24 protein-coding genes are annotated in these 21,105 nt (G+C 66.3%); 17 read left to right on the forward strand and 7 right to left on the reverse strand.

What is annotated here, in order from left to right:
• Positions 1-42: 42 nt before the first annotated feature.
• The 4 genes from Q0K23_RS02215 (at position 43) to Q0K23_RS02230 (ending at position 4,387) form a co-directional block, all read left to right on the forward strand.
• Positions 43-1,056, forward strand: coding sequence for an inorganic phosphate transporter (locus tag Q0K23_RS02215; protein ID WP_294517344.1), 1,014 nt, complete (start codon positions 43-45; stop codon positions 1,054-1,056).
• Between the two features lie 199 nt (positions 1,057-1,255).
• Positions 1,256-2,065: a MerR family transcriptional regulator gene (locus Q0K23_RS02220; RefSeq protein ID WP_294517346.1), complete on the forward strand. Its 810-nt coding sequence runs from the start codon at positions 1,256-1,258 to the stop codon at positions 2,063-2,065.
• A 118-nt stretch (positions 2,066-2,183) separates the two neighbouring features.
• Positions 2,184-4,106 (forward strand): FAD-dependent oxidoreductase, encoded by a 1,923-nt coding sequence (locus tag Q0K23_RS02225; protein ID WP_294517347.1) that lies wholly within the window; start codon positions 2,184-2,186, stop codon positions 4,104-4,106.
• 116 nt (positions 4,107-4,222) lie between these two features.
• Positions 4,223-4,387 (forward strand): hypothetical protein, encoded by a 165-nt coding sequence (locus Q0K23_RS02230; protein ID WP_294517350.1) that lies wholly within the window; start codon positions 4,223-4,225, stop codon positions 4,385-4,387.
• A 68-nt stretch (positions 4,388-4,455) separates the two neighbouring features.
• Here Q0K23_RS02230 and Q0K23_RS02235 read toward each other — a convergent pair whose 3' ends face one another.
• Positions 4,456-5,982 (reverse strand): PepSY domain-containing protein, encoded by a 1,527-nt coding sequence (locus Q0K23_RS02235; protein ID WP_294517352.1) that lies wholly within the window; start codon positions 5,980-5,982, stop codon positions 4,456-4,458.
• Positions 5,979-6,563 (reverse strand): RNA polymerase sigma factor, encoded by a 585-nt coding sequence (locus tag Q0K23_RS02240; protein WP_294517354.1) that lies wholly within the window; start codon positions 6,561-6,563, stop codon positions 5,979-5,981. Before Q0K23_RS02240 ends, Q0K23_RS02235 begins: the two co-directional genes overlap by 4 nt.
• Positions 6,564-6,803: 240 nt before the next feature.
• Between Q0K23_RS02240 and Q0K23_RS02245 the strand changes: the two genes are divergently transcribed.
• Positions 6,804-7,073: a hypothetical protein gene (locus Q0K23_RS02245; RefSeq protein WP_294517356.1), complete on the forward strand. Its 270-nt coding sequence runs from the start codon at positions 6,804-6,806 to the stop codon at positions 7,071-7,073.
• Between the two features lie 62 nt (positions 7,074-7,135).
• Here Q0K23_RS02245 and Q0K23_RS02250 read toward each other — a convergent pair whose 3' ends face one another.
• The 4 genes from Q0K23_RS02250 to Q0K23_RS02265 form a co-directional block, all read right to left on the reverse strand.
• Positions 7,136-8,476, reverse strand: a complete 1,341-nt coding sequence (locus tag Q0K23_RS02250; RefSeq protein ID WP_367179029.1) for an MATE family efflux transporter — start codon at positions 8,474-8,476, stop codon at positions 7,136-7,138.
• A gap of 194 nt (positions 8,477-8,670) precedes the next feature.
• Positions 8,671-9,066 (reverse strand): NifB/NifX family molybdenum-iron cluster-binding protein, encoded by a 396-nt coding sequence (locus Q0K23_RS02255; protein ID WP_294517358.1) that lies wholly within the window; start codon positions 9,064-9,066, stop codon positions 8,671-8,673.
• Positions 9,063-9,425, reverse strand: a complete 363-nt coding sequence (locus Q0K23_RS02260) for a DUF134 domain-containing protein (protein ID WP_294517360.1) — start codon at positions 9,423-9,425, stop codon at positions 9,063-9,065. The genes Q0K23_RS02255 and Q0K23_RS02260 overlap by 4 nt, the downstream gene beginning before the upstream one ends.
• Before the next feature lie 81 nt (positions 9,426-9,506).
• A complete protein-coding gene (locus tag Q0K23_RS02265; RefSeq protein WP_294517362.1) occupies positions 9,507-10,124 on the reverse strand; it encodes a thiamine diphosphokinase in 618 nt (205 codons plus the stop codon).
• A gap of 229 nt (positions 10,125-10,353) precedes the next feature.
• Here Q0K23_RS02265 and acpP point away from each other — a divergent pair, with 229 nt between their 5' ends.
• From acpP to Q0K23_RS02325, 12 genes are all read left to right on the forward strand, one after another.
• Positions 10,354-10,584, forward strand: a complete 231-nt coding sequence (gene acpP, locus Q0K23_RS02270; protein ID WP_294517364.1) for an acyl carrier protein — start codon at positions 10,354-10,356, stop codon at positions 10,582-10,584.
• Positions 10,585-10,594: 10 nt separating this feature from the next.
• Positions 10,595-11,020, forward strand: coding sequence for an acetyl-CoA carboxylase biotin carboxyl carrier protein (accB, locus tag Q0K23_RS02275; RefSeq protein WP_294517367.1), 426 nt, complete (start codon positions 10,595-10,597; stop codon positions 11,018-11,020).
• A gap of 3 nt (positions 11,021-11,023) precedes the next feature.
• Complete coding sequence (gene accC, locus Q0K23_RS02280; protein WP_294517370.1) at positions 11,024-12,406, forward strand: acetyl-CoA carboxylase biotin carboxylase subunit; 1,383 nt, start codon at positions 11,024-11,026, stop codon at positions 12,404-12,406.
• Positions 12,403-13,263 (forward strand): acetyl-CoA carboxylase, carboxyltransferase subunit beta, encoded by an 861-nt coding sequence (accD, locus tag Q0K23_RS02285; RefSeq protein ID WP_294517373.1) that lies wholly within the window; start codon positions 12,403-12,405, stop codon positions 13,261-13,263. Before accC ends, accD begins: the two co-directional genes overlap by 4 nt.
• Positions 13,260-14,081 (forward strand): acetyl-CoA carboxylase carboxyltransferase subunit alpha, encoded by an 822-nt coding sequence (locus Q0K23_RS02290; RefSeq protein WP_294517375.1) that lies wholly within the window; start codon positions 13,260-13,262, stop codon positions 14,079-14,081. Before accD ends, Q0K23_RS02290 begins: the two co-directional genes overlap by 4 nt.
• The gene (locus Q0K23_RS02295; RefSeq protein ID WP_294517377.1) at positions 14,078-15,034 is read left to right on the forward strand and encodes a beta-ketoacyl-ACP synthase III; all 957 of its coding nucleotides are present in this window, start codon (positions 14,078-14,080) and stop codon (positions 15,032-15,034) included. Before Q0K23_RS02290 ends, Q0K23_RS02295 begins: the two co-directional genes overlap by 4 nt.
• A 62-nt stretch (positions 15,035-15,096) precedes the next feature.
• Entirely contained in the window at positions 15,097-16,029 is a 933-nt protein-coding gene (locus Q0K23_RS02300) for a nitronate monooxygenase (protein ID WP_294517379.1), read from the forward strand.
• Positions 16,026-16,964, forward strand: coding sequence for an ACP S-malonyltransferase (gene fabD, locus Q0K23_RS02305; RefSeq protein WP_294517382.1), 939 nt, complete (start codon positions 16,026-16,028; stop codon positions 16,962-16,964). The genes Q0K23_RS02300 and fabD overlap by 4 nt, the downstream gene beginning before the upstream one ends.
• Entirely contained in the window at positions 16,964-17,707 is a 744-nt protein-coding gene (gene fabG, locus Q0K23_RS02310; RefSeq protein ID WP_294517383.1) for a 3-oxoacyl-[acyl-carrier-protein] reductase, read from the forward strand. Before fabD ends, fabG begins: the two co-directional genes overlap by 1 nt.
• Before the next feature lie 37 nt (positions 17,708-17,744).
• Complete coding sequence (fabF, locus tag Q0K23_RS02315) at positions 17,745-18,989, forward strand: beta-ketoacyl-ACP synthase II (protein WP_294517385.1); 1,245 nt, start codon at positions 17,745-17,747, stop codon at positions 18,987-18,989.
• Positions 18,989-19,426, forward strand: a complete 438-nt coding sequence (fabZ, locus tag Q0K23_RS02320; protein ID WP_294517389.1) for a 3-hydroxyacyl-ACP dehydratase FabZ — start codon at positions 18,989-18,991, stop codon at positions 19,424-19,426. The genes fabF and fabZ overlap by 1 nt, the downstream gene beginning before the upstream one ends.
• 126 nt (positions 19,427-19,552) lie before the next feature.
• Entirely contained in the window at positions 19,553-20,017 is a 465-nt protein-coding gene (locus Q0K23_RS02325) for a MarR family winged helix-turn-helix transcriptional regulator (RefSeq protein ID WP_040647801.1), read from the forward strand.
• A 179-nt stretch (positions 20,018-20,196) separates the two neighbouring features.
• On the opposite strand, the gene Q0K23_RS02330 is transcribed toward Q0K23_RS02325, so the two are convergent.
• On the reverse strand, positions 20,197-21,105 hold a 909-nt coding region (locus tag Q0K23_RS02330; protein WP_294517391.1), incomplete at its 5' end, for a recombinase zinc beta ribbon domain-containing protein.

Here is a 21,105-nt window from a genome sequence, read left to right on the forward strand (position 1 = left end):
CAGGGCCGTACACTTTCCCATAGCATACCGGGAGGTGGGTCCATGCCCCTGTCCTTGTCCGAGTTTCTCCGCCACGCCGCCGCCAGCCCCGCCCTGGCGGGCACCGCGCTCCTGCTGCTGGCCGTCATCCTAGTCAACGGCTGGACCGACGCGCCCAACGCCATCGCCTCGGCGGTGGTGTCCGGGGTGCTGCCCTTCCGCCGGGCCGCATGGCTGGCGGCAGCCTGCAACCTGCTGGGCAGCCTGTGGGCGGCCGCCGCCGGCGGGGCGGTCCTGGAGACGGTCTTTACCCTCGCCGATTTTGGCCGGAGCGCCTCGACGGCCCTGGCCGCCCTGTGCGCCGCCATGACGGCCATCGTGTGCTGGGCGGTGCTGGCGTGGCGGTTCGGCATCCCCACCAGCGAGAGCCACGCCCTGGTGGCCGGGCTGTCAGGGGCGGCGGCGGCCCTGCCCGGCGGACTGTCCAACCTGCGCTCCGGGCCCTGGCTGCGGGTAACGGCGGGGCTGGTCCTGTCGGTGGCCCTGGGGGCCGCGCTGGGAAGGGGGGCGGCCCGGTGGATGGAGCCCATAAAGATCCCGCCCGCCCGCCTGGCCCGGGGCCAGATTCTGGCCGCCGGAGCCATGGCCTTTCTCCACGGTGCCCAGGACGGGCAGAAGTTTATGGGCGTCTTTCTCCTGGGGGCCGCCCTGGCCCAGGGGAGACAGGACTGGGACACCTTCCCCCTTCCCCTGTGGCTGGCCCTTCTCTGCGGAGGCGTCATGGCCCTGGGCACTGCTCTGGGCGGAAAGCGGATCGTGGCGGCCCTGGGCCGTGCAGCGCCCCTTACGCCCCAAACCGGCCTGGCCGCCGACCTGGGCGGCGGGCTGTGCCTGCTGCTGTGCACCCTGCTGGGCCTGCCCGTGTCCACCACCCATGTCAAGACCGCCGCCATCCTGGGGGCGGGACGGGGCGGAGAGCCCAGTCCCGTCCTGGCCATGGCTCTGGCCTGGCTGCTCACCTTTCCCGGCTGCGCCCTTCTGGGCTTCGCCGCCGCCCGGCTGTTCCTGGCGCTCTGACCGTCTCTCTCAGGCCCTCTTCCGCCGGGCACCGGCATATCAGACAGCGGCGTCACCCGGCAGCGCGCCCCTTAAGGCGCTGTTTCCCCCCCAACGCCGCCTTTTCTCCTCCTCAGGCATCTTGTCCGCGCCCTGTCCCGTATGATAGAATATTTGTGACAGAAAAAGCTTGCAACAGGAGATTGGAAAGGTAGACAGCATGAAGAAGTATAAGGTGAGCAGTCTGGCAAAGGAGATGGGGGTGTCCGCCGACCTGCTGAAGCTGTACGAGGAGCACGGCCTGCTGGAGCCCCGCCGGGACCCCCAGTCCCGCTACCGGTACTACGATATCTACGACGGCGGCCGGGTGGTCAGCTCCATGACTCTGCGGAACATGGGCTTTTCCGTCCGCCAGACCAGCGCGCTGCTCAGCGGCGCCTCCCTGACCCAGCTCCACGCCGCCCTGGGAGAGCGGATCGCGGGCCTGCGGGAAGAGCTGGCCCGGCTGGAGCGGCTGATCCCGGCGGTGGAGGAGTACGCCGCCCTGCTGGAGGGCGTCTCCGCTCCCTCCGCTCCCGTCTCCTGTATGCGCCCCGGATACTACTTTCTGGCCCAGTCCGCCCAGGAGGAGTTCCATCAGACCGAGCGGCAGAAGGCCCTGGCCCGCCGCCTGCTGGAGGAACTGCCCTACAGCGAGCGGCTGCTGGTGATCGACCGGAACTCCTTCGCCCAGGGGCAGGAGTTCCGATTCCAGTGGGGCCTGGCCATCCGGGAGGACCGGTCGGCGGGCTGGCCGCTGGAGGAAATGCGCTATTTCCCGCCCCGTCCCTGTCTCCGGCTGTCCGAAGCTCACTCCGCCGCCTCTCTGGTGTGCCGGGAGGCCTTCGCCCCCTTGGGCCGCTTCCTGGCCGGAAACAGCATGGCCCTGGAGGACGACATTGTCTGCCAGGTGCCCGTCACCTCTGTGGAGGGGGGACAGCGCACCGCCTACCGGATGATCTACCTGCCAGTGTCGGCGGAAAATTGTTAGGAGATTGTTAAATTTTTTTCGTTCCCCCTCTTGACTTGGGTGTTACACCCAGCTTTATACTCTCTTCTGTTAAGAACTTCACAAATTATTTCGTGAAGAAAGAGGAGAGAAAGAAGCAATGCATTCCAAAAAGCTCATCAGCCTGCTGCTGGGCGGCGCCATGGTCCTGTCCCTGGCCGCCTGCACTCCCTCCCAGACCGGAGAGAGCAGCTCCCCCTCCCCCAGCGTCTCCGCCAGCCCGGAGAACACCCCTGCCGCCGGCGCATCCTACACCGCCGGCACCTACACCGGCACCGCCGCTGGCAAGAACGGCGATGTGACCGTGGAGGTGGTGTTCAGCGACACCGCCATCGAGAGCGTCACCGTCACCGAGCAGAGCGAGACCGAGGGCATCGCCGACCCCGCCCTGGAGCGCATCCCCTCCGCCGTGGTGGAGGGCCAGACCCTGGCCGTTGACACCGTGGCCGGCGCCACCATCACCAGCGAGGCCATCCTGACCGCCGTGGCCGACTGCGTCACCCAGGCCGGCGGCGACGTGGCCGCCCTCCAGACCCCTGTTGAGAATGAGGGCTCCGGCGAGACCCTCAGCTATGAGGCCGACGTGGTCATCGTGGGCGCCGGCGCGGCGGGCATGAACGCCGCTGTGGAGGCCGCCCAGTCCGGCCTGAAGGTCATCGTCCTGGAGAAGGGCGCCACCATCGGCGCGTCCAACGGCGCCGTGGCCGGCGGCCCCAGCGCCTGCGAGACCGTGATCCAGGAGCAGGAGGGCCAGGAGGTCTCCGTGGAGACCCTGTTCAACTACATGTACAATTACAGCCACTCCCTGTCCAACGCCGCCCTGCTGCGCAACGTGCTGTCCGTGTCCGGCGAGACCATCAACACCATGGTGGAAGTCGGCGTGGGCATGTACCTGCGGCCCGACAACTACGGCGCCGGCTTCCGCGCCCGCCACGGCTTTGACGAGAGCGGCGAGGCCCGCTTCGCCCCCATGAAGGAAGAGGTGGAGTCCCTGGGCGGCCAGTTCCTGCTGGAGACCACCGGCGAGGAGGTCATCATGGACAACGGCGCTGCCGTGGGCGTGCGGGCCAGCCAGCCCGGCGGCGTCACCGTAGAGGTCCGGGCCAAGGCCGTGCTGGTGTGCACCGGCGGCTACCTGGGCAATGAGGACATGATCCACGAGCACTTCGGCAACGTGACCGTCAACCCCCTGGGCAACACCCTGTCCGACGGCGCCGGCATCAATATGGTGGTGGACGCCGGCGGCACCCTGGACCGCAACTGGTCCATCATCGCCAACGAGTTCGCCGGTTCCAACCACAAGGGCGGCGGCTGGAGCTTCGGCGCCAACCAGAACTTCAGCTACGCCGTGTACGGCGGCCTGATGGTCAACCGTGAGGGCGAGCGCTTCTTCAACGAGGAGGTCATCGCCACCATGGCTCTGTCCGAGGGCGGCGAGGCCACCCTGCGGGAGGGCCTGTACTACTCCGTCATCGACCAGGCCTACTTTGACGCCTGCCGCGAGGAGGGCATCTACAGCTACCTGGGCAGCCCCGAGAACTGGTACGTGGGCAAGATGACCCTGGACGGCAAGCTGCTGGACCAGAACGAGGCCCAGCTCCAGGAGGCCATTGACCAGGGTTGGGCCTGGAAGGCCGACACCATCGAGGAGCTGGCCGAGATCACCGGTCTGGAGAATCTGCCCGAGACTGTGGCCGAGTACAACGCCATGTGCGAGGCCGGCAAGGACACCCAGTTCTACAAGGACCCCGTGTTCCTCACCCCGGTCAGCGAGGGCCCCTTCTACGTCTTTGAGTACGAGCCCAGCGCCTGGGGCACCCTGGGCGGCGTGAAGGTGGACAGCCACCTGCGGGCTCTCACCGCCGACAACGAGCCCATCCCCGGTCTGTATGTGGCCGGCGTGGACGCAGGCAGCATGTACACCACCCCCTACTACTCCAACGAGGGCGCCGCCCTGGGCCTGGCCATGGCCAGCGGCACCTGGGCCGCCAAGGAGATCAACTCCTACGTCAGCGGCAACTAAAATCACAGCAAAACGGTCCTCTCTCCGCAACGCGGAGCGAGGACCGTTTTCTCTTTTCCCCACATGTTTTCCCGCCGCCGGGCCATACTATGGGAAAATGCAGAGGAGGTGCTCTCATGGCCAAACAGGGAATGTCCCGCCCGGAGCGGACCCACACCCAGCCCCGCAACGACCAGCCGCCCGTGCCGGAGCTCCAGGGGAAGGAAAAGCACGGCAAGGACCGGGCCAGGCCCATCGTCCCGGGGACAGGCGGACCGGATTTAAAGGTGTTCCACCGCTGAGCTTTTTATCTGAACGGAACGGGGTGCGGGCCGCTGTCAGCAGCCCGCACCCCGTTTTTTATGGAAGATCAGCGGTTGTCCGCGTCCCACTGGATGATCTCGCCGGCGGTGGCGTCAATCTCGAACTCATACTTCCGGCCGTCCAGCACCGCCTCGCCCTCGTAGTAGACCCGGCCGTCGTCGGTTTCCCGCTCGAACTCCACGATGGTGGCCCCAGGGATTCGGGCCAGCACCAGGGCGCGGGCCCCCTCCTCGTCCAGCGCTGTCTGGCCGGCGGAGGTGCTGTTCCCCTGGTTCCAGCCCTCGTCCACGTCGTCGGCGTCCCACTCCAGGAAGCTGCCCGTGGCGGCGTCGATCTCGAACTCGTACTCCCGGCCATTCAGCACCGCCTCGCCCTTGTAGACCGTCCGGCCGTCGTCGGTGTCCCGCTCGAACTCTACAATGGCAGCTCCGGGGATCTGGGCCAGCACCAGGTCTCTGGCCTGCTGCTCGGTGATCAGGGCCGTCTGGCTCGGCTGGGGGGTTGAGGTCGCCTGCTGGCTCTGGGAGGGCTGGGGAGAGACCGTCCCCTGCTGGGGGGGCGTCTGGGGCTGCCCCACGCTGCCGCTCCAGTGGTCGTCCCGCTCGTAGTCCCACTTGACCACCGCGCCGGTGAGGGCGTCGATCTCCACGTCGTACTCATAGCCGTCCTTCAGCAGCTCCGCCTCATAGACCATGCCGTCGTCGTACTCGAACTCGATCTCCTTCAGGGTGGCCCCCGGGAGCTGGGCCAGGGCGATCTCGGTGGCCTTGTCCAGGCCGATGTAGGCCTTGTCGCTGGCCTGGCCGGTGACGGTGAGGCCGCTGGTGTCCGCCTGCTTGGCCTGGAGCAGCAGGCTCAGGTCGTTGACCGACAGCCCGGACAGGGATTCAAAGGTCAGTGTGGGGTCGGTGTCCAGAATCCGCTGGATCAGCGCCGCCTTGCCCTCGGAGATGCCGTAGGTCTCCGCCTGGCTGGCCAGGGTCTGGTCCCGGCTGGTGATGGTCTGGCCCAGCACCGAGGCGTCCACCGATTCCCCGGCCAGCAGCCCGTTCACATCCGCCATCAGGCTCTCCTGGAGGGCCTGGGCCTTGGCCGCGTCCCTGTTCTCCACGGTGATGAGCACCGAGTTCTTCAGATCGTCAATGTAGCCCTGCTGCACCATGGAGCCGATGAGGGCGTTCACCGCCACGTTGAGCTGGGCGCCCCGCAGGTCCATGTCGCCGATGATCTCCGTGCCGTCGGCGTTCAGGGCCTCGCAGCTGAGCACCTTCTCGTTCCGGCTCACTGACAGCTGCACGCTGGGGTTGACGTCGATGCCCACCAGGGAGTCGGGGGCATTGGCGTACCGCCAGCCGAAAAAGCCGCCGCCGCCGATGACCAGCACCAGGGCCGCCGCCACCGCCGCCGCGAAATTCTGCCACCGCCGCCGCTTTTTCTTGGGCGGAGCGCTGATGTCCACGATCTTCTCCTGTCGCCTGGCCTCCTCCCGCACCTCCAGAAGCTCGTCCAGGCGGTTGGGGGCTGCATCCTCCATGGCGCGGGCCAGACGGGCCTCCGCATCCTGTTCCTTCATGTCGCCTCACGCTCCTCCAGATAATCTCTCAGTTTGATCAGGGCCCTGCGGTACTTGGAGAGCACCGTGGCCAGGGGCATATCCAGCAGGGACGCGATCTCCCGGTGCTTCAGGCCGCTCAGGGCATGAAGGGTGACCACCTGCCGCTCCTCGTTCCCCAGGCACTTCATGGCCGCCTCCAGGGCCAGTTTGTCCTCCTGGGCCCGGGTGGGGTCCACGCTGGCCCACAGATGCCAGTCCTCCTCCTGCTCCAGGGGCACGTCCCGCCGCTCCCGCAGCTTCTCCAGCGCCAGGTTCCGGGCGATGGTGAGCACCCAGGCCATGGGCTTGCCCTTGGGCTGGTAGCTCCCGGCGGCGGCGTCCACCTTTAAAAAGGTGTCCTGCATCACGTCCTCCGCGTCGTGCTGGTTCTTCACAATGGACAGCGCGAAGCCGTAGACCGCCTTGTGGGCGCGGAGATACAGCTCGGAGAAGGCCTGCGTCTCTCCCCGGGCGATCCTTACGATTAAGCTGTCTTCCAGCGCGGGCGCTCTGGCCGGGCGGAGCTCCTGCTCGATTGCAGACAGGCCAAACAGCAGCATACTTTCTTCCCCTCTCATAGGAATAACGGAGCAGACGGGGCTTTTATTGCGCATGACAAAAAATTTTTCCCGTCTGGAGCGGAATCCGAATTCAGCAGTCTCTATTATACCATCTTTTCCCTGCCCCTTCAATCGTCCCCGCTTTTCCAGATCTTTACACAGTTTTTACCTGCCCTACCCCCATTCCCTGCCGTTTCCTGCTAGACTATCCATATCTCATGGAACCGGGAGGCATCTGCCGTGAAGCGTCTGAAGCTGCGACATTGGGACTGGATTGTGAGCGGGGTCTTTCTGGCCGGGGCCCTCATCTTCGGCGCGTCCGCCTACCAGGACGGCGCCCTTGCTCCCCTGTCCGCGCTGGGGCTGCTTCTCTGCATCGGCAGCTTCATTCTGGGGCTGGTCAAGCTGCGCTGTCCCTTCTGCCATCATTTTCTGGGCTTTCTCTCCGGGAGCAGCCACCCCTTCTGTCCCTGGTGCGGAGACCAGCTCACCGGCTCCGACGGGGACTGACCGCCGTCAATATGCGAAGGGCTGGAGCGCAGTGCGCTCCAGCCCTTTTTTCTTATCTTCGGTTACATCCGCGCACTCATCCAGTCCGCCTTCTTGTAGTACAGGAAGAACAGGATGCAGCTGATGCCCCAGGTGAGGGGGTAGACCCAGTAGACCATCTGGATGCTGTGGGTCAGGGGGATGGTGATGGACAGGAAGGTCACCCGCACCACGCACCAGATGGCGATCATAATGGCCATGGGGATCACGGCCCGTCCCGCGCCCCGCAGCACGGCGGCCACCGAGTGGGCAAATGCCAGCAGGCAGTAGAACAGCGCGGCAGTTCTTGCCTTGCCGATGCCGAATGCCACCACCTCCGGCGTGGGGTCGAAGAGGGCGATGAGCTGGGGGGCAAAGATAAACACCAGCACACCGATGGCCTCCGCCAGGGTGACGGTCATCAGAATGCCGAACCGGGCGCCCTTCCGCGTCCGCTCATACTCCATGGCGCCCAGGTTCTGGCCCACAAAGGTGGTCAGCGCCAGGGTAAAGCTGTTGATGGGCAGGAAGCCGAAGCCCTCCACCTTGGTGTAGGCGCCGTAGCCGGCCATGGCCATCTCTCCGAAGGCATTGACGTTGGACTGGACAATCACATTGGCAAAGGCGATGATGGAGTTCTGCACGCCGGAGGGCAGGCCCACCCGGATGACCTGCCACAGGATGTCCTTCTGGAACCGGATGGCCTTCAGCTCCACCCGGTAGCTCTCCTTTGTGCGCATCAGCTGGATCAGGCACAGCAGGGCGCTCACCACCTGGGAGATCACCGTGGCCAGGGCCGCGCCGCCCACGCCGGCATTAAACCCCTCGATGAACACCAGGTCCAGGCACAGGTTGATGATGGAGGAGGCGATCAGGTAGTACAGCGGGTGGCGTCCGTCCCCCACGGCCTGCAAAATGCCTACAAACACATTGTACATCATAAAGGGCAGCGAACCGCAGAAGTAGATCCGCAGGTATGCCACGGACTCCACCATCACGCTCTCCGGCGTGCCCATCCACACCAGGATCTGGGAGGAGAGCAGTACGCCCACGGCGGTCATCACCACGCCCGCCACCAGGCCGAAGGCCACGATGGTGTGGACGGTACGGTGCAGCCCCTCCTTGTCTCCGGCGCCGAAATGCCGGGCCACGATCACACCTGCGCCGGAAGAAATACCGCTCAGCAGACCGATGAGCATGGAGATCAGGCTGCCCGACGAGCTGACCGCCGCCAGGGCGCTGCTCCCCACAAAATTGCCCACGATCAGCGAATCCACGGTATTATACATCTGTTGAAATAGATTTCCCAGCATCAGCGGCAGCGCAAACAGGATCATCCGCTTCCAGATCGCGCCGCTGGTCATTGGCTCCATGGTCTTTGCCACAGGCTCCCTCCTCACAATAAAAGCGACACCAACAGATTATATCTCTCTTTTGTCTTTTACACAAGTACACTTAGAATTTTTTCCCACGGGAAAAATCTCCGCCGTCCCGGGCCCAAAACCCACGCCGGAACGCCGGAGGGACAAAAACAGCGGACCGCCGGAAGACGGTCCGCTGTCTCTGTTTTCCGATGGGCTCAGCCGCCGCAGTGGCCGCCGCAGGTGTGGTCGTGGCTGTGGCAGTCGTGGTGGCCGTGGTCGTGGTGGTGGCAGGTGGGCTCGGCGTTGCGGGCCAGATTGCCCGCCAGCAGGGCCTCCACCGCCCCGTCGGCGTCGCCGGACACGCCGCCGTAGACGGTGATGCCCGCCTCGCCCAGGGCCGCGATGGCGCCGCCGCCGATGCCGCCGCAGATCAGGGTGTCCACGCCCAGCCCGACCAGGAATCCGGCCAGGGCCCCGTGGCCGCTGCCGTTGGTGGGCTCCACGGCGGAAGAGGTCACCGCGCCGTTGTCCACATTGTACACCTTAAACTGCTCGCTGTGGCCGAAGTGCTGAAAAACCTGTCCATTCTCGTAAGTGACTGCGATTTTCATCTGTTTTCTCCTCCAAAACACTGTTTTTTCCGGCAGCCGCCCCGGCGGTGGCAGCAGCCCGGCCCGTCGCACAGGCGGTAATTCCCCCCAGCGATGACCAGCCGCTTCCCGTTGACCAGAGCGTCGGCCAGCTTGCGGCGGGCGCTGTCACAGATGCCGGTGACCGTGGTGCGGGCGATCTCCATCTGCTCCGCGCAGGCCTCCTGGGTCAGGCCCTCCAGGTCCAGCAGGCGGATGACCTCAAACTCGTCCACTGTCAGCACCACCGGCTCCTCCGGCCCGGGCTGCTCTCCCACCGGGGCAAAGCCCGCCCAGCCGGGCAGCTGGCACACCCGCCTGCACTTCTGTGGTCTGGGCATCTGTTCTCCCTCCGTTTCTGACTTATGTCAGATATTATACTCTGTTTCTGACATATGTCAAGTATTTAAGAGGAGCGGGTCTCAGCGCTCCCACACCACCAGCAGGGTGCCCTCCTCCGCCGATACCCGGGAAGGGACGCCTGTAAATTCGTTGCTCACCCCCAGGGAGAAGCCGTTGTCCAGCTCCGCCCCGGACAGGGTGTACTTCAGCCCCTGGATGGTCACGCCCCGGACCATGTCCGAGTGGGCAAACACGGAGATCATGCCCCGGTGCTCCGGGCCGAACTCCACTGCCCCGCCGGTGACGGCCGTGGCGGTCCAGTCGGGCCCGTACAGCCACCCCTGCTCCCCACGGCGGGAGAGCCAGGCCAGCAGCTGCAAATTGGCCAGGGTGTGGTCAAATCGTCCCCCGGTGCCGCCGAAGATGTGGAACCGGCGGTAGCCCCGCGCCTGGCCCAGCCGGACGGCGGCCATGGTGTCGGTGTCGTCCTTCACCCTGGGCAGGCGCACCAGATGGGCCGCGCCGGCGGGCTCGTCCATGGAGTCAAAGTCCCCCACCACCAGGTCGGGCTCCAGCCCATTCTCCCGCAGCCAGGCGTAGCCGCCGTCCGCCGCGATGAGCAGATCCCCTTGCTCCGGCGCGGGCAGAAAATCGATCCGTTCTCCCGCGCCCACGATATAGCAATTTCCACAACACATGGTTTTTTCCTCACTTTGTGCCGGTATATCTGGGTTTTATCCCGTTTTTTGTGCTTCCGGACTGTACTCTCTATCCTAGCACAGTCCGGCCTCCGGCGCAAGCGGCCCTATTTTTTGGTAAAAAAACACTTGACAGATGCCCTTGCCCCCGCTACAATAACGCTTAAATTATTTTACTTAAAAATTTTTAATTAAAATAATTGAATAAAATAATGAGGAGTACGTTATCATGACTTTCGAAGAAATGCGCGATATCATTGTGGAGACCCTGAGCTGTGATGCCGAGGACGTGACCATGGAGGCCTCCCTGTCCGAGGACCTGGGCGCCGACTCTCTGGCCGCCGTGGAGCTGTCCATGGCTCTGGAGGAGGCCTCCGGCGTGACCATCGAGGACGAGGACCTGCCCAACATGAAGACCGTGGGCGATCTGATGGCCTACATCGAGTCCCACAAGGCCTGAGGCACGGCCCATGAGCAATCAGGACGTGTTTGAGCTGATGGCCCGCTTTGAGGGCAGCGCGGCCGTCAGCATGAAGTTCACCTGCAAAGACTTCTCCCTGGAGCTGAGCAAGGCAGCCGGGCCCGCCCCCGCCGCCGCTCCTGTGGCGGCGGCTCCCGCGGCCTCCGCCGTGCCCGCCGCTCCCGCCGAGGAGGAGGGCAGCGTCATCACCGCCCCCCTGGTGGGCACCTACTACGCCTCCCCCTCCCCCGGCGCCGCCCCCTTTGTGTCCGTGGGCGACCAGGTGAAGAAGGGGCAGACGGTCTGCCTGATGGAGGCCATGAAGATGATGAACGAGGTCACCGCCCCCTGCGACTGCGTCATCGAGGCGCTGCTCCAGGAGGACGGCGCCCTGGTCTCCTTCGGTGCCCCTCTGCTGCGCTATAAGGCGGTCTGAGCCATGTTCAAGCGGGTTTTGATTGCCAACCGGGGGGAGATCGCCCTCCGGGTCCTGCGGGCCTGCCGGGAAATGGACATCGATACCGTGGCGGTCTACTCCCAGGCCGACGCGGACGCCCTCCACGTCCAGTTTGCCGGCAGCGCCTACTGCGTCGGCCCCGCCAAGGCGGCCGACAGCTACCTGAACATGGACGCCATCCTCACCGTGGCCAAGGCCGCGGGCTGCGACGCCATCCACCCGGGCTACGGCTTCCTGTCTGAAAACGACGCCTTTGCCGACGCCTGCCAGGAAGAGGGCATCGCCTTCATTGGCCCCTCCGGCGACGTGATCCGGGCCATGGGCAACAAGGCCTCCGCCCGGGCGCTGATGCAGAAGGCGGGGGTGCCCGTGGTGCCCGGGTCCGACGGCCCGGTGCCCGACGCCCAGACCGCCAAGGCCGTGGCCGATTCCATCGGCTACCCGGTGCTCATCAAGGCCTCCGCCGGCGGCGGCGGCCGGGGTATGCGCCGGGTATACGACCCGGAGAGTTTTGTCTCCCTCTTTGAGGAGGCCCGGGCCGAGTCGGTGGCCTGCTTCGGCAGCGGCGAGATGTACCTGGAGAAGCTGATCCTGGACCCCCGGCACATCGAGTTCCAGATCCTGGCCGACCGCCATGGGAACGTGATCCACCTGGGGGACCGGGACTGCTCCATCCAGCGCCGCAACCAGAAGATGCTGGAGGAGGCCCCCTCCAAGGCCCTCACCCCTGAGCTGCGGGAGCAGATGGGCGCCGCCGCCGTGGCCGCCGCAAAGGCGGCGGGCTACGAGAACGCCGGCACCATCGAGTTCGTGCTGGACAGCGAGGGTCACTTCTACTTCATTGAGATGAACACCCGGATTCAGGTGGAGCACCCCATCACCGAGATGGTCACCGGCACCGACCTGGTGCGGGAGCAGATCCGCATCGCCGCGGGCCTGCCCCTGTCCCTGACCCAGGAGGACGTGAAGCTCCAGGGCCACGCCATCGAGTGCCGCATCAACGCCGAGGACCCGGCCAACGGCTTCCGCCCCTGCCCGGGCAAGACGGAGTTTCTCCATCTCCCCGGCGGCTGCGGCGTGCGGGTGGACTCCGCCCTGTACACCGGCTACGAGCTCTCCCCCTTCTACGACTCCCTGGCCGCCAAGATCATCGTCCACGCCCCCACCCGGCTGGAGGCCATCCGCCGGATGCGCCGGGCCCTGGAGGAGCTGATCGTGGAGGGGTACGCCACCAACGCCGAGCTGCTCCATCAGATCCTGTACCACCCGGACTTTGTCCGGGGAAGCTGCACCACCGGCTTCCTGGACCGTGAGCTCAAGTCGCTCCTGTCCTGGAGCCGCTGCGGAAGCGAGGAGAAGCAATGAGCAACGTATTTACCCGCCGCCGCGAAAAGCTGCTGGCCCTCAAGAGCCTGCGCAGCGGCGGCCCCCGCTCCGCCCCCGCCCCGGCCTGCCCCGCCTGCGGGGCCGAGGTGCCCAGGGGCGAGCTGCACAAGAACCTCTATGTCTGCCCCCGCTGCGGCCATCACCACGCCGTCAGCGCCTACTACCGGCTCAGCCTCATCCTGGACCCGGGCACCTTCCGGGAACTGGATGAGCGTCTGGCCTCCGCCGACCCTCTGGCCTTCCCCGGCTACGCCGGGAAGCTGGCCGACGCGAGCCGGCGCACCGGCCTGAGTGAGGCCGTGGTCACCGCCACGGGCCGCATCGACGGCCGCAGGACGGCTGTCGGCGTGCTGGACAGCCGCTTTTTCATGGGCAGCATGAGCGCCGCCGTGGGCGAGAAGGTCACCCGCCTGGTGGAGTACGCCGAGAAGAACCGCCTGCCCCTCATCCTGTTCTCCGCCAGCGGCGGGGCCCGGATGCAGGAGGGCATCCTCTCCCTGATGCAGATGGCCAAGACCGCCGCCGCCCTGGAGCACTTCTCCGCTGCCGGCGGGCTGTACATCTCCGTGCTCACCCACCCCACCACCGGCGGCGTCACCGCCAGCTTCGCCAGCCTGGGCGACTACATGCTGGCCGAGCCCGGGGCCCTGGTGGGCTTCGCCGGTCCCCGTGTGGTGGAGCAGACCATCGGCCAGCCGGTGCCCGAGGGCTTCCAGAGCGCGGAGTACCAGCTCAGCCACGGCTTCCTGGACGCGGTGGTGCCCCGGAAGGAACTGCGCGCCACGCTGAGCCGCCTGCTGCGGCTCCATGACCCGAAGGGAGGCCGCGACCGATGAACCAGACCCTTACCCCCGCCCAGCGGGTGGCCCTGGCCCGCAACCCCCAGCGGCCGGGCACGGCGGACTTTATCTCCGCCCTTTTCACCGACTTCTTTGAGCTGCGGGGCGACCGCCACTTCGGCGAGGACCCCAGCATTCTGGGCGGCGTGGCCCTGTACCACGGCCAGCCCGTCACCGTCATCGGCCACCGGAAGGGCCGCACCCTGGAGGAGAACCTGAAGTTCAACTTCGGCATGCCCAGCCCCGAGGGGTACCGGAAGGCCCAGCGGCTGATGGAGCAGGCGGACAAGTTCCGCCGCCCCGTCATCACCTTTATCGACACCCCCGGCGCCTACCCCGGCCTGGAGGCCGAGGCCAGAGGCCAGGGGGAGGCCATCGCCAAGTGCCTGTCCATCCTCTCCGCCCTGACGGTGCCCGTCATCTCGGTGGTCACCGGCGAGGGCGGCAGCGGCGGTGCCCTGGCTCTGGGCGTGGGCAACAGCGTGCTCATGCTGGAGAACGCGGTGTACTCCGTCCTCTCCCCCGAGGGCTTTGCCGCCATCCTGTGGAAGGACGCCTCCCGCAGCAGCGAGGCCTGCGACGTGATGAAGCTCACCGCCGCCGACCTGAAGGAGCTGGGCGTCATCGACGAGATCATCCACGAGCCCGAGGGCGGGGCCCACACCGACCCCGACGCGGTGTTCACCGCTGTGGACGCCGCCATCAGCCGGAATCTGGCCCCGCTGCTCAAGCTGAGCGGCTCCGCCCTGGCCAAGCAGCGCTACAGGAAATTCCGTGCCATGGGCAACCAGGCCATAAGGAGGGATCGGGGATGAACGGCATCAAACTCTGCGGCACCGGAGCCGCCGCGCCGGCCAAGGTGGTCACCAACGACGACATGGCCGCCATGGTGGAGACCAGCGACGAGTGGATCTCCACCCGCACCGGCATCAAGGAGCGGCGCTACTGCACCGACGAGACCCTGCTCTCCCTGTGCACCGACGCCGCCCGCCAGGCCATGGACCGGGCGGGCATCTCCCCCGCCGACCTGGGGGTGTGCCTGGTGGCCACCATCTCCCCCGACTTCATCACCCCCGCCCTCTCCTGCCTGCTCCAGCGTGAGCTGGGCCTGCCCGAGGACTGCCTGTGCATGGACCTGAACGCGGCCTGCTCCGGCTTCCTCTACGGGCTGCACACCGCCCAGTGCCTGCTGGACGCCTGCCCCAGGAAGTACGGCCTGGTGGTGGGCGGCGAGGTCTTTTCCCGCCTGATGGACTTCACCGACCGCACCACCTGCATCCTCTTCGGCGACGGCGCGGGGGCCGCCGTGGTCCGGTCCGGGCCCGACTGCCCTGTGCTTCACACCGTGGTGGGGGCCCGGGGAGACGAGAAGGTCCTCTATGTGCCCGGCTCGGGCACCGGAGCGCCCCAGTACATCCACATGGAGGGCACCGCCGTGTTCAAGTTCGCGGTGGAGACCGTGCCCAAGTGCATCACCCAGGTGCTGGAGCAGGCCCACATGACCGCCGAGGACATCGATCTGTTCGTCCTCCACCAGGCCAATGAGCGCATCATCGACCGTGTGGTGAAGAACCTGCACCTCCCCCCGGAGAAGTGCCCCAAGAACATCGCCAAGTACGGCAACACCTCCGCCGCCAGCATCCCGCTGCTCCTCCACGAGCTGTGCGCCTCGGGCGCCCTCAGGCCCGGCATGCGGGCTCTGCTCTCCGGATTCGGCGGCGGCCTGACCTGGGGCGGCGCCATCCTGGAGCTGGACGGGGCACGCTGATCCGGGCCGAAACACATCTTATATCTATCTGTGCCGCGCATCGCGGCGGAATGGGGATTTTTATGAAACTCAACGAACTGTTGGGAACGGAGTTTCCCTTTATTCAGGGCGGCATGGCCAACATCGCCACCGGCGAGTTTGCCGCCGCCGTATCCAACGCCGGCGCCCTGGGCCTCATCGGCTCCGGCGGCATGAACGCCGACAGCCTGCGGGAGAACATCCGCCGCTGCAAGGCCCTCACCGACAAGCCCTTCGGCGTCAACCTGATGCTGATGAACCCCTCCGTGGACGAGATGGCCAAGGTGGTCATTGAGGAGGGCGTGAAGGTGGTCACCACCGGCGCCGGCAACCCCGGCAAGTACATCCCCGCCTGGAAAGAGGCGGGCATCATCGTCATCCCCGTGGTGGCTGCCGCCGTGCTGGCCAAGCGCCTCACCCGGTACGGCATCGACGCCGTCATCGCCGAGGGCACCGAGAGCGGCGGCCACGTGGGCGAGATGACCACCATGGCCCTGGTGCCCCAGGTGGTGGACGCGGTGGACGTGCCCGTCATCGCCGCCGGCGGCATCGCCAGCGGCCGCCAGCTGGCCGCCGCCTATGCCCTGGGCGCCTGCGGCGTCCAGATCGGCACCTGCCTGCTGGTCAGCGAGGAGTGCCCCATCCACCCCAACTACAAGCAGGCCCTGCTCAAGGCCACCGACACCGACACCATCGTCACCGGCCGCACCACCGGCGCCCCCGTCCGGGTGCTCAAGAACAAGATGGCCCGGGAGTATGTCCGCATGGAGAAGGAGAACATCCCCCTGGCCGAGCGCGAGAAGCTGACCCTGGGCTCCCTGCGCCGGGCCGTCTTTGACGGCGACACCGAGATGGGCAGCCTGATGGCGGGCCAGGTGGCCGGCCAGCTCCACGAGATCCGCCCCGTGCGGGCCATCCTGGAGGAGCTGTACGCCGACTACCAGAAGTGCGTGAAAGGTCTGGTGAACGACCTGTGAGCCTGGCCTTTCTGTATGCCGGACAGGGCAGCCAGCACCCCGGCATGGGCGCTGACCTGTACGAAGCTTACCCCGCCTTCCGCGCCGTGCTGGACAGTGCGGCGGAGCAGGTGGACTTTGACCTGAAGGAGGTCTCCTTCACCGACGCCGCCGGTGTCCTCAACCAGACCGCCTACACCCAGCCCGCCATGGTGGCCTTTGCCGCCGGCGTCACCGCCCTGCTCTATGAGCGGGGCATCAGGCCCGACTATGCCGCCGGGCTCAGCCTGGGCGAGTACTCCGCCCTCCACGCCGCCGGCGTGTTCTCCGCCCCTGAGGCGGTGTCCCTGGTGGCCTTCCGGGGCAAGGCGATGACCCAGGCCGCCCAGGGCATGGACTGCGCCATGATGGCCGTGCTGGGCCTGGACGTGGCCGCCCTCCAGTCCGCCTGCGATCAGGCCGCCAGCCTGGGCGTGGTGGAGATTGCCAACTACAACTGCCCCGGCCAGCTGGTCATCGGCGGCGAGAAGGCCGCCGTGGAGAAGGCCGCCGCCCTGGCCAAGGAGCTGGGCGCCAAGCGGGCCCTGCCCCTGAAGGTCAGCGGCCCCTTCCACACCTCCCTCCTCAAGCCCGCCGGGGACGCCCTGGCGGAGCGGTTCCGCTCCGTGGAGTTCGGCCCCATGGCCTTTCCCGTGCTCTTCAACTGCCTGGGCCATGAGATGGGTGAGGGCGACACCATCCCCGCCCTGCTGGAGCGGCAGGTCCAGTCCTCCGTCCGCATGGAGGACACCATCCGCCGCATGGAGGCCCTTGGGGTGGACACCATCGTGGAGATCGGCCCGGGCAAGGTGCTCTCCGGCTTCGTCCGCAAGACCTGCCCCGCCATCCGCACCTTCGCCGTGGAGACCTGCGCCGACCTGGACGCCCTCACCGCGGCCCTGAAAGGAGAATCCTGATGAGCCTCACCGGAAAAACCGCCATCGTCACCGGCGGCAGCCGGGGCATCGGCAAGGCCGTGTGCCTGGAGCTGGCCCGCCGGGGCTGCAATATCGTCCTGTCCTTTGCCGGCAACACCGTCGCCGCCGACCAGACCGTGGCCGAGTGCCAGGCCCTTGGCGTCCAGGCCCTGGCCGTCCAGGGCAACGTGGCCGACGCCGACGCCGTCAAGGCCCTGTTCGACGCCGCCCTGAAGCAGTTCGGCGCCATCGACATCCTGGTCAACAACGCCGGCATCACCCGGGACAACCTGCTCATGCTCCTCAAGGAGGAGGACTTCGACGCCGTGGTGGACACCAACCTGAAGGGCACCTTCCTCTGCATGAAGGCCGCCGTCCGGCCCATGATGAAGCAGCGCCACGGCCGCATCATCTCCCTGAGCTCCGTGGTGGGCCTCCGCGGCAATGCCGGTCAGGTCAACTACGCCGCCAGCAAGGCGGGCGTCATCGGCATGACCAAGTCCCTGGCCAAGGAGCTGGCCGGGCGGAACATCACCGTCAACGCGGTGGCCCCCGGCTTTATCGACACCGATATGACCGCCGTGCTCCCCGACAAGGCCAAGGAGGCCATTCTGGCCTCCATCCCCATGGCCCGGCTGGGCGCGGCGGAGGACGTGGCCAACGCCGTGGCCTTCCTGGCCTCGGACGAGGCCGGCTACATCACCGGTCAGGTGCTGGCAGTGGACGGCGGCATGTCCATGTGAGCCGCCGCCCAGCGCTGTGTTGAAATTGGAGGTTATTATGGAAAAACGCCGAGTGGTCATCACCGGCCTGGGGGCCGTCACCCCCATCGGGCACACCGCGCCCGAGAGCTGGGCTGCCGTCCGCGCGGGCAAGTGCGGCGTGGCCCCTATCACCCGCTACAACACCGAAAACCAGAAGGTCAAGCTGGCCGCCGAGGTCAAGGACTGGGACCCCGAGTCCGTCCTGGACAAGAAGGAGGCCAAGCGGATGGCCCGCTACACCCAGCTGGCCATGGCCGCCGCCAAGGAGGCCGTGGCTGACAGCGGCCTGGACCTGGCCTCCGACGACCCCTGCCGCCGGGGCGTGATCGTCTCCAGCGGCATCGGCGGCCTGGACGTCACCGAGGCCGAGCACGCCAAGGGCACGGAGAAGGGCTTTGACCGCGTGTCCCCCTTCTACATCCCCATGGCCATCTCCAACATGGCCGCCGGCCTCATCGCCATCGCCCACAACTGCAAGGCCATGTGCACCTGCCCTGTCACCGCCTGCGCCGGCGGCACCAACGCCGTGGGCGACGCCTTCCACTACATCCGGGACGGCTACGCCGACGTGATGCTGTGCGGCGGCGCCGAGGCCGCCGTCACCCCCCTGGCCATCGGCGGCTTCACCTCCATGAAGGCCCTCTGCACGTCCACCGACCCGGACCGGGCCTCCATCCCCTTTGACGCGGAGCGGAGCGGCTTTGTCATGGGCGAGGGCGCGGGCATCCTGGTGCTGGAGGAGTACTCCCACGCCGTTGCCCGGGGCGCCAAGATCTACGCCGAGCTGGTGGGCTACGGCGCCACCTGCGATGCCTACCACATGACCGCCCCCGCCCCCAGCGGAGAGGGCGGCGCACGGGCCATGGCCATCGCCCTGGCCGACGGCGGTGTGTCCCCCGACGAGGTGGACTACATCAACGCCCACGGCACCTCCACCCACCTGAACGACAGCGGCGAGACCGCCGCCGTCAAGACGGTGTTCGGCGCCCACGCCAAGGAGCTGATGATGAGCTCCACCAAGTCCATGACCGGCCACATGCTGGGCGCGGCGGGCGCTGTGGAGGCCATCTTCACCGCCCTGTCCCTGAAGGAGGGCTTTGCCCCCGCCACCATCCACTACCAGGTCCCCGATCCGGAGTGCGACCTGGACGTGGTGCCCAACGAGGGCCGGGAGGCCGACCTGCGGTACGCCATGTCCAACTCCCTGGGCTTCGGCGGCCACAACGCCAGCATTCTGCTGAAGAGATGGGAGGAAGCGTAATGCAGCTCAATTCCAATCAGATCGCCGAGATCCTGCCCCACCGCTACCCCTTCGCCCTGGTGGACCGCATCACCGACGGCGAGGAGGGCCAGTGGGCCCAGGGCATCAAGTGCGTGTCCGTCAACGAGCAGTTCTTCTGCGGCCATTTCCCCCAGAAGCACGTCATGCCCGGCGTGCTCATCATCGAGGCCCTGGCCCAGGTGGGTGCGGTGGCCCTTCTGTCCGTGCCGGAGAACCGGGGCAAGCTGGCCCTGTTCGGCGGCATCAAGAACGCCCGCTTCAAGCGCCAGGTGGTGCCCGGGGACGTGCTGGAGCTCAAGTGCACCCTGACCAAGCGGAAGGGCCCTGTGGGCATCGGCGAGGCCGTGGCCACTGTGGGCGGCGAGACCGCCGCCACGGCGGAGCTGGTCTTTGCCATAGCCGACGCCGGGAAGTAAGGTTGCTCTTTCCGCCCCGTTTTGATACAATAGTGTCTGGATACACCCCCGGCGCGTCTTTTCCCAGGCACAGAAGCGAATTTTTGTCCGGCTGCGGCCGGGCTCTGTCTGATGGAGGCGGAAATGATGCTGGAACAGCGGTTTCAGGACGTGTATACAAAATTCAAGCTGCATTTTTATCGCGAAATCTTTGAGCGCTTTCAGAGCCGGGAGGCCAGTCTCACCACGGTGGAGACCTTCTGTATGGAGGCCATCCAGGCCCTGCGCCTGCCCACCATCAATGAATTTGCCTCGTTCATGAAGATCTCCCCCCCAAACGCCGCCTACAAGGTCAACAGCCTGATCAAAAAGGGCTATGTGGAGAAGATCCAGTCCGAGCACGACAAGCGGGAGTATCACCTGCGCCCCACCCAGAAGTATATTGACTACTACAATATCAGCAACGACTACGTGCGCAAGGTGATGGGCCGCATCGCGGAGCGGTTCTCCCCCGCCGACTGCGCCAAGCTGGAGGAGATGCTGGCCATTGTCAGCGACGAGCTGATGCCGGAGATCCCCCTGCCCGCCCATGAGGCCCAGCAGGGTGCCTGATGGACAGCGCGTTCAAAACAGAAAACGCAGGAAGCACCGTGCTCTCCGCCGTATGTGCGGAGGTGCACGGTGCTTTTGCTGTCTCAGTCCTTCTTTTTCCCCTTTCCCGTCGGCTCCTCCATGGCCTGTTCCAGCTTCTGGAGCGCCTTTTTCTCAATGCGGGATACATTCCGCCTGAACTAATGCAAGCATTCGCCGGTGAAAAACGGCGCCGCTTCAGACGGCGCAAACCCTTGCGGCTGCTGGCTTTGGGCCACTTCGTCCAGCTGGGCGAAGCGGAACTTGATGATGATTTCCTTGTCCTCGGTGAGCTCCACCCGCTCGATGAGGCTCACCAGCAGTTCCCGGCTCTCCCCCGCGGTCTGGATAAATCGCTCCACCAGTTCTCTCGCCCGGTCATCCACAGTGACCGGGCTCTTTTTCTGCAGTTCCATCTCCTGCCGCCGCTCCTCCAGCAGCTTGCGGTCCAGCTTCAACCGGTTGAAGAGTCGTTGAAAGTCCTCCTCAGGCAGCAGGCCGCTGAGCCGGTCGGCGTACACCCGGTCCATGCTGGCGGTGAGGCCGTCGATTCTGGACTGAAGGGCCTGGAGCTCCGCCTCCAGGCTGCTCTGCTTCCTGGCCTCCTCTACCGCCTCCCGCGCCATGGGCAGCAGCTCCTCCGGGTTCAGAAAGCCCCGGCACACCTCCTGCACTCTGGCGATTACCGCGTCGGTCACCGTCTTCTCCTTGATGGAGTGGCAGGTACACACCCCCGCCTTGGTGAACCTCTGGTAGGTGCGGCAGACGAAGTAGAGCACGTCCTCTCCCCTGGTGTTCTTCCGGTTGATGACCGCCAGCGGATAGCCGCACTCATGGCAGAAGATCAGGCCCTTGAGGAGGAAGTCGTAGGTCCGGCTTCGGGTGTGCTTGCGGCTGTTGAGCAGCATCCGCACTCTGTGAAAGGACTCCGCATCCACCAGGGGCTCATGGGTGCCCTCCACCACCACCCAGTTGGCTGGGTCCTGCTTCAGGCACTTCTTGGACTTGTAGCTGATCTTCACGCTGCGCCCCTGCACCATGTTGCCGATGTAGGTCTCGTTCTGCAGCAT

It is taken from the genome of uncultured Pseudoflavonifractor sp. (assembly GCF_944387275.1).
In the GTDB taxonomy this organism is placed as follows: domain Bacteria; phylum Bacillota; class Clostridia; order Oscillospirales; family Oscillospiraceae; genus Pseudoflavonifractor; species Pseudoflavonifractor intestinihominis.

What these genes read in the sequence shown, in the direction of transcription:
- fabF (WP_294517385.1), top strand. Translation starts at nt 17,745, where the DNA reads ATGGAAAAACGCCGAGTGGTCATCACCGGCCTGGGGGCCGTCACCCCC.
- fabG (WP_294517383.1), top strand. Translation starts at nt 16,964, where the DNA reads ATGAGCCTCACCGGAAAAACCGCCATCGTCACCGGCGGCAGCCGGGGC.
- Q0K23_RS02225 (WP_294517347.1), top strand. Translation starts at nt 2,184, where the DNA reads ATGCATTCCAAAAAGCTCATCAGCCTGCTGCTGGGCGGCGCCATGGTC.
- Q0K23_RS02255 (WP_294517358.1), bottom strand. Translation starts at nt 9,066, where the DNA reads ATGAAAATCGCAGTCACTTACGAGAATGGACAGGTTTTTCAGCACTTC.
- Q0K23_RS02240 (WP_294517354.1), bottom strand. Translation starts at nt 6,563, where the DNA reads ATGCTGCTGTTTGGCCTGTCTGCAATCGAGCAGGAGCTCCGCCCGGCC.
- acpP (WP_294517364.1), top strand. Translation starts at nt 10,354, where the DNA reads ATGACTTTCGAAGAAATGCGCGATATCATTGTGGAGACCCTGAGCTGT.
- Q0K23_RS02295 (WP_294517377.1), top strand. Translation starts at nt 14,078, where the DNA reads ATGAACGGCATCAAACTCTGCGGCACCGGAGCCGCCGCGCCGGCCAAG.
- accB (WP_294517367.1), top strand. Translation starts at nt 10,595, where the DNA reads ATGAGCAATCAGGACGTGTTTGAGCTGATGGCCCGCTTTGAGGGCAGC.
- Q0K23_RS02290 (WP_294517375.1), top strand. Translation starts at nt 13,260, where the DNA reads ATGAACCAGACCCTTACCCCCGCCCAGCGGGTGGCCCTGGCCCGCAAC.
- Q0K23_RS02300 (WP_294517379.1), top strand. Translation starts at nt 15,097, where the DNA reads ATGAAACTCAACGAACTGTTGGGAACGGAGTTTCCCTTTATTCAGGGC.
- Q0K23_RS02325 (WP_040647801.1), top strand. Translation starts at nt 19,553, where the DNA reads ATGCTGGAACAGCGGTTTCAGGACGTGTATACAAAATTCAAGCTGCAT.
- Q0K23_RS02230 (WP_294517350.1), top strand. Translation starts at nt 4,223, where the DNA reads ATGGCCAAACAGGGAATGTCCCGCCCGGAGCGGACCCACACCCAGCCC.
- accC (WP_294517370.1), top strand. Translation starts at nt 11,024, where the DNA reads ATGTTCAAGCGGGTTTTGATTGCCAACCGGGGGGAGATCGCCCTCCGG.
- fabZ (WP_294517389.1), top strand. Translation starts at nt 18,989, where the DNA reads ATGCAGCTCAATTCCAATCAGATCGCCGAGATCCTGCCCCACCGCTAC.
- accD (WP_294517373.1), top strand. Translation starts at nt 12,403, where the DNA reads ATGAGCAACGTATTTACCCGCCGCCGCGAAAAGCTGCTGGCCCTCAAG.
- Q0K23_RS02220 (WP_294517346.1), top strand. Translation starts at nt 1,256, where the DNA reads ATGAAGAAGTATAAGGTGAGCAGTCTGGCAAAGGAGATGGGGGTGTCC.
- Q0K23_RS02215 (WP_294517344.1), top strand. Translation starts at nt 43, where the DNA reads ATGCCCCTGTCCTTGTCCGAGTTTCTCCGCCACGCCGCCGCCAGCCCC.
- Q0K23_RS02260 (WP_294517360.1), bottom strand. Translation starts at nt 9,425, where the DNA reads ATGCCCAGACCACAGAAGTGCAGGCGGGTGTGCCAGCTGCCCGGCTGG.
- Q0K23_RS02235 (WP_294517352.1), bottom strand. Translation starts at nt 5,982, where the DNA reads ATGAAGGAACAGGATGCGGAGGCCCGTCTGGCCCGCGCCATGGAGGAT.
- Q0K23_RS02265 (WP_294517362.1), bottom strand. Translation starts at nt 10,124, where the DNA reads ATGTGTTGTGGAAATTGCTATATCGTGGGCGCGGGAGAACGGATCGAT.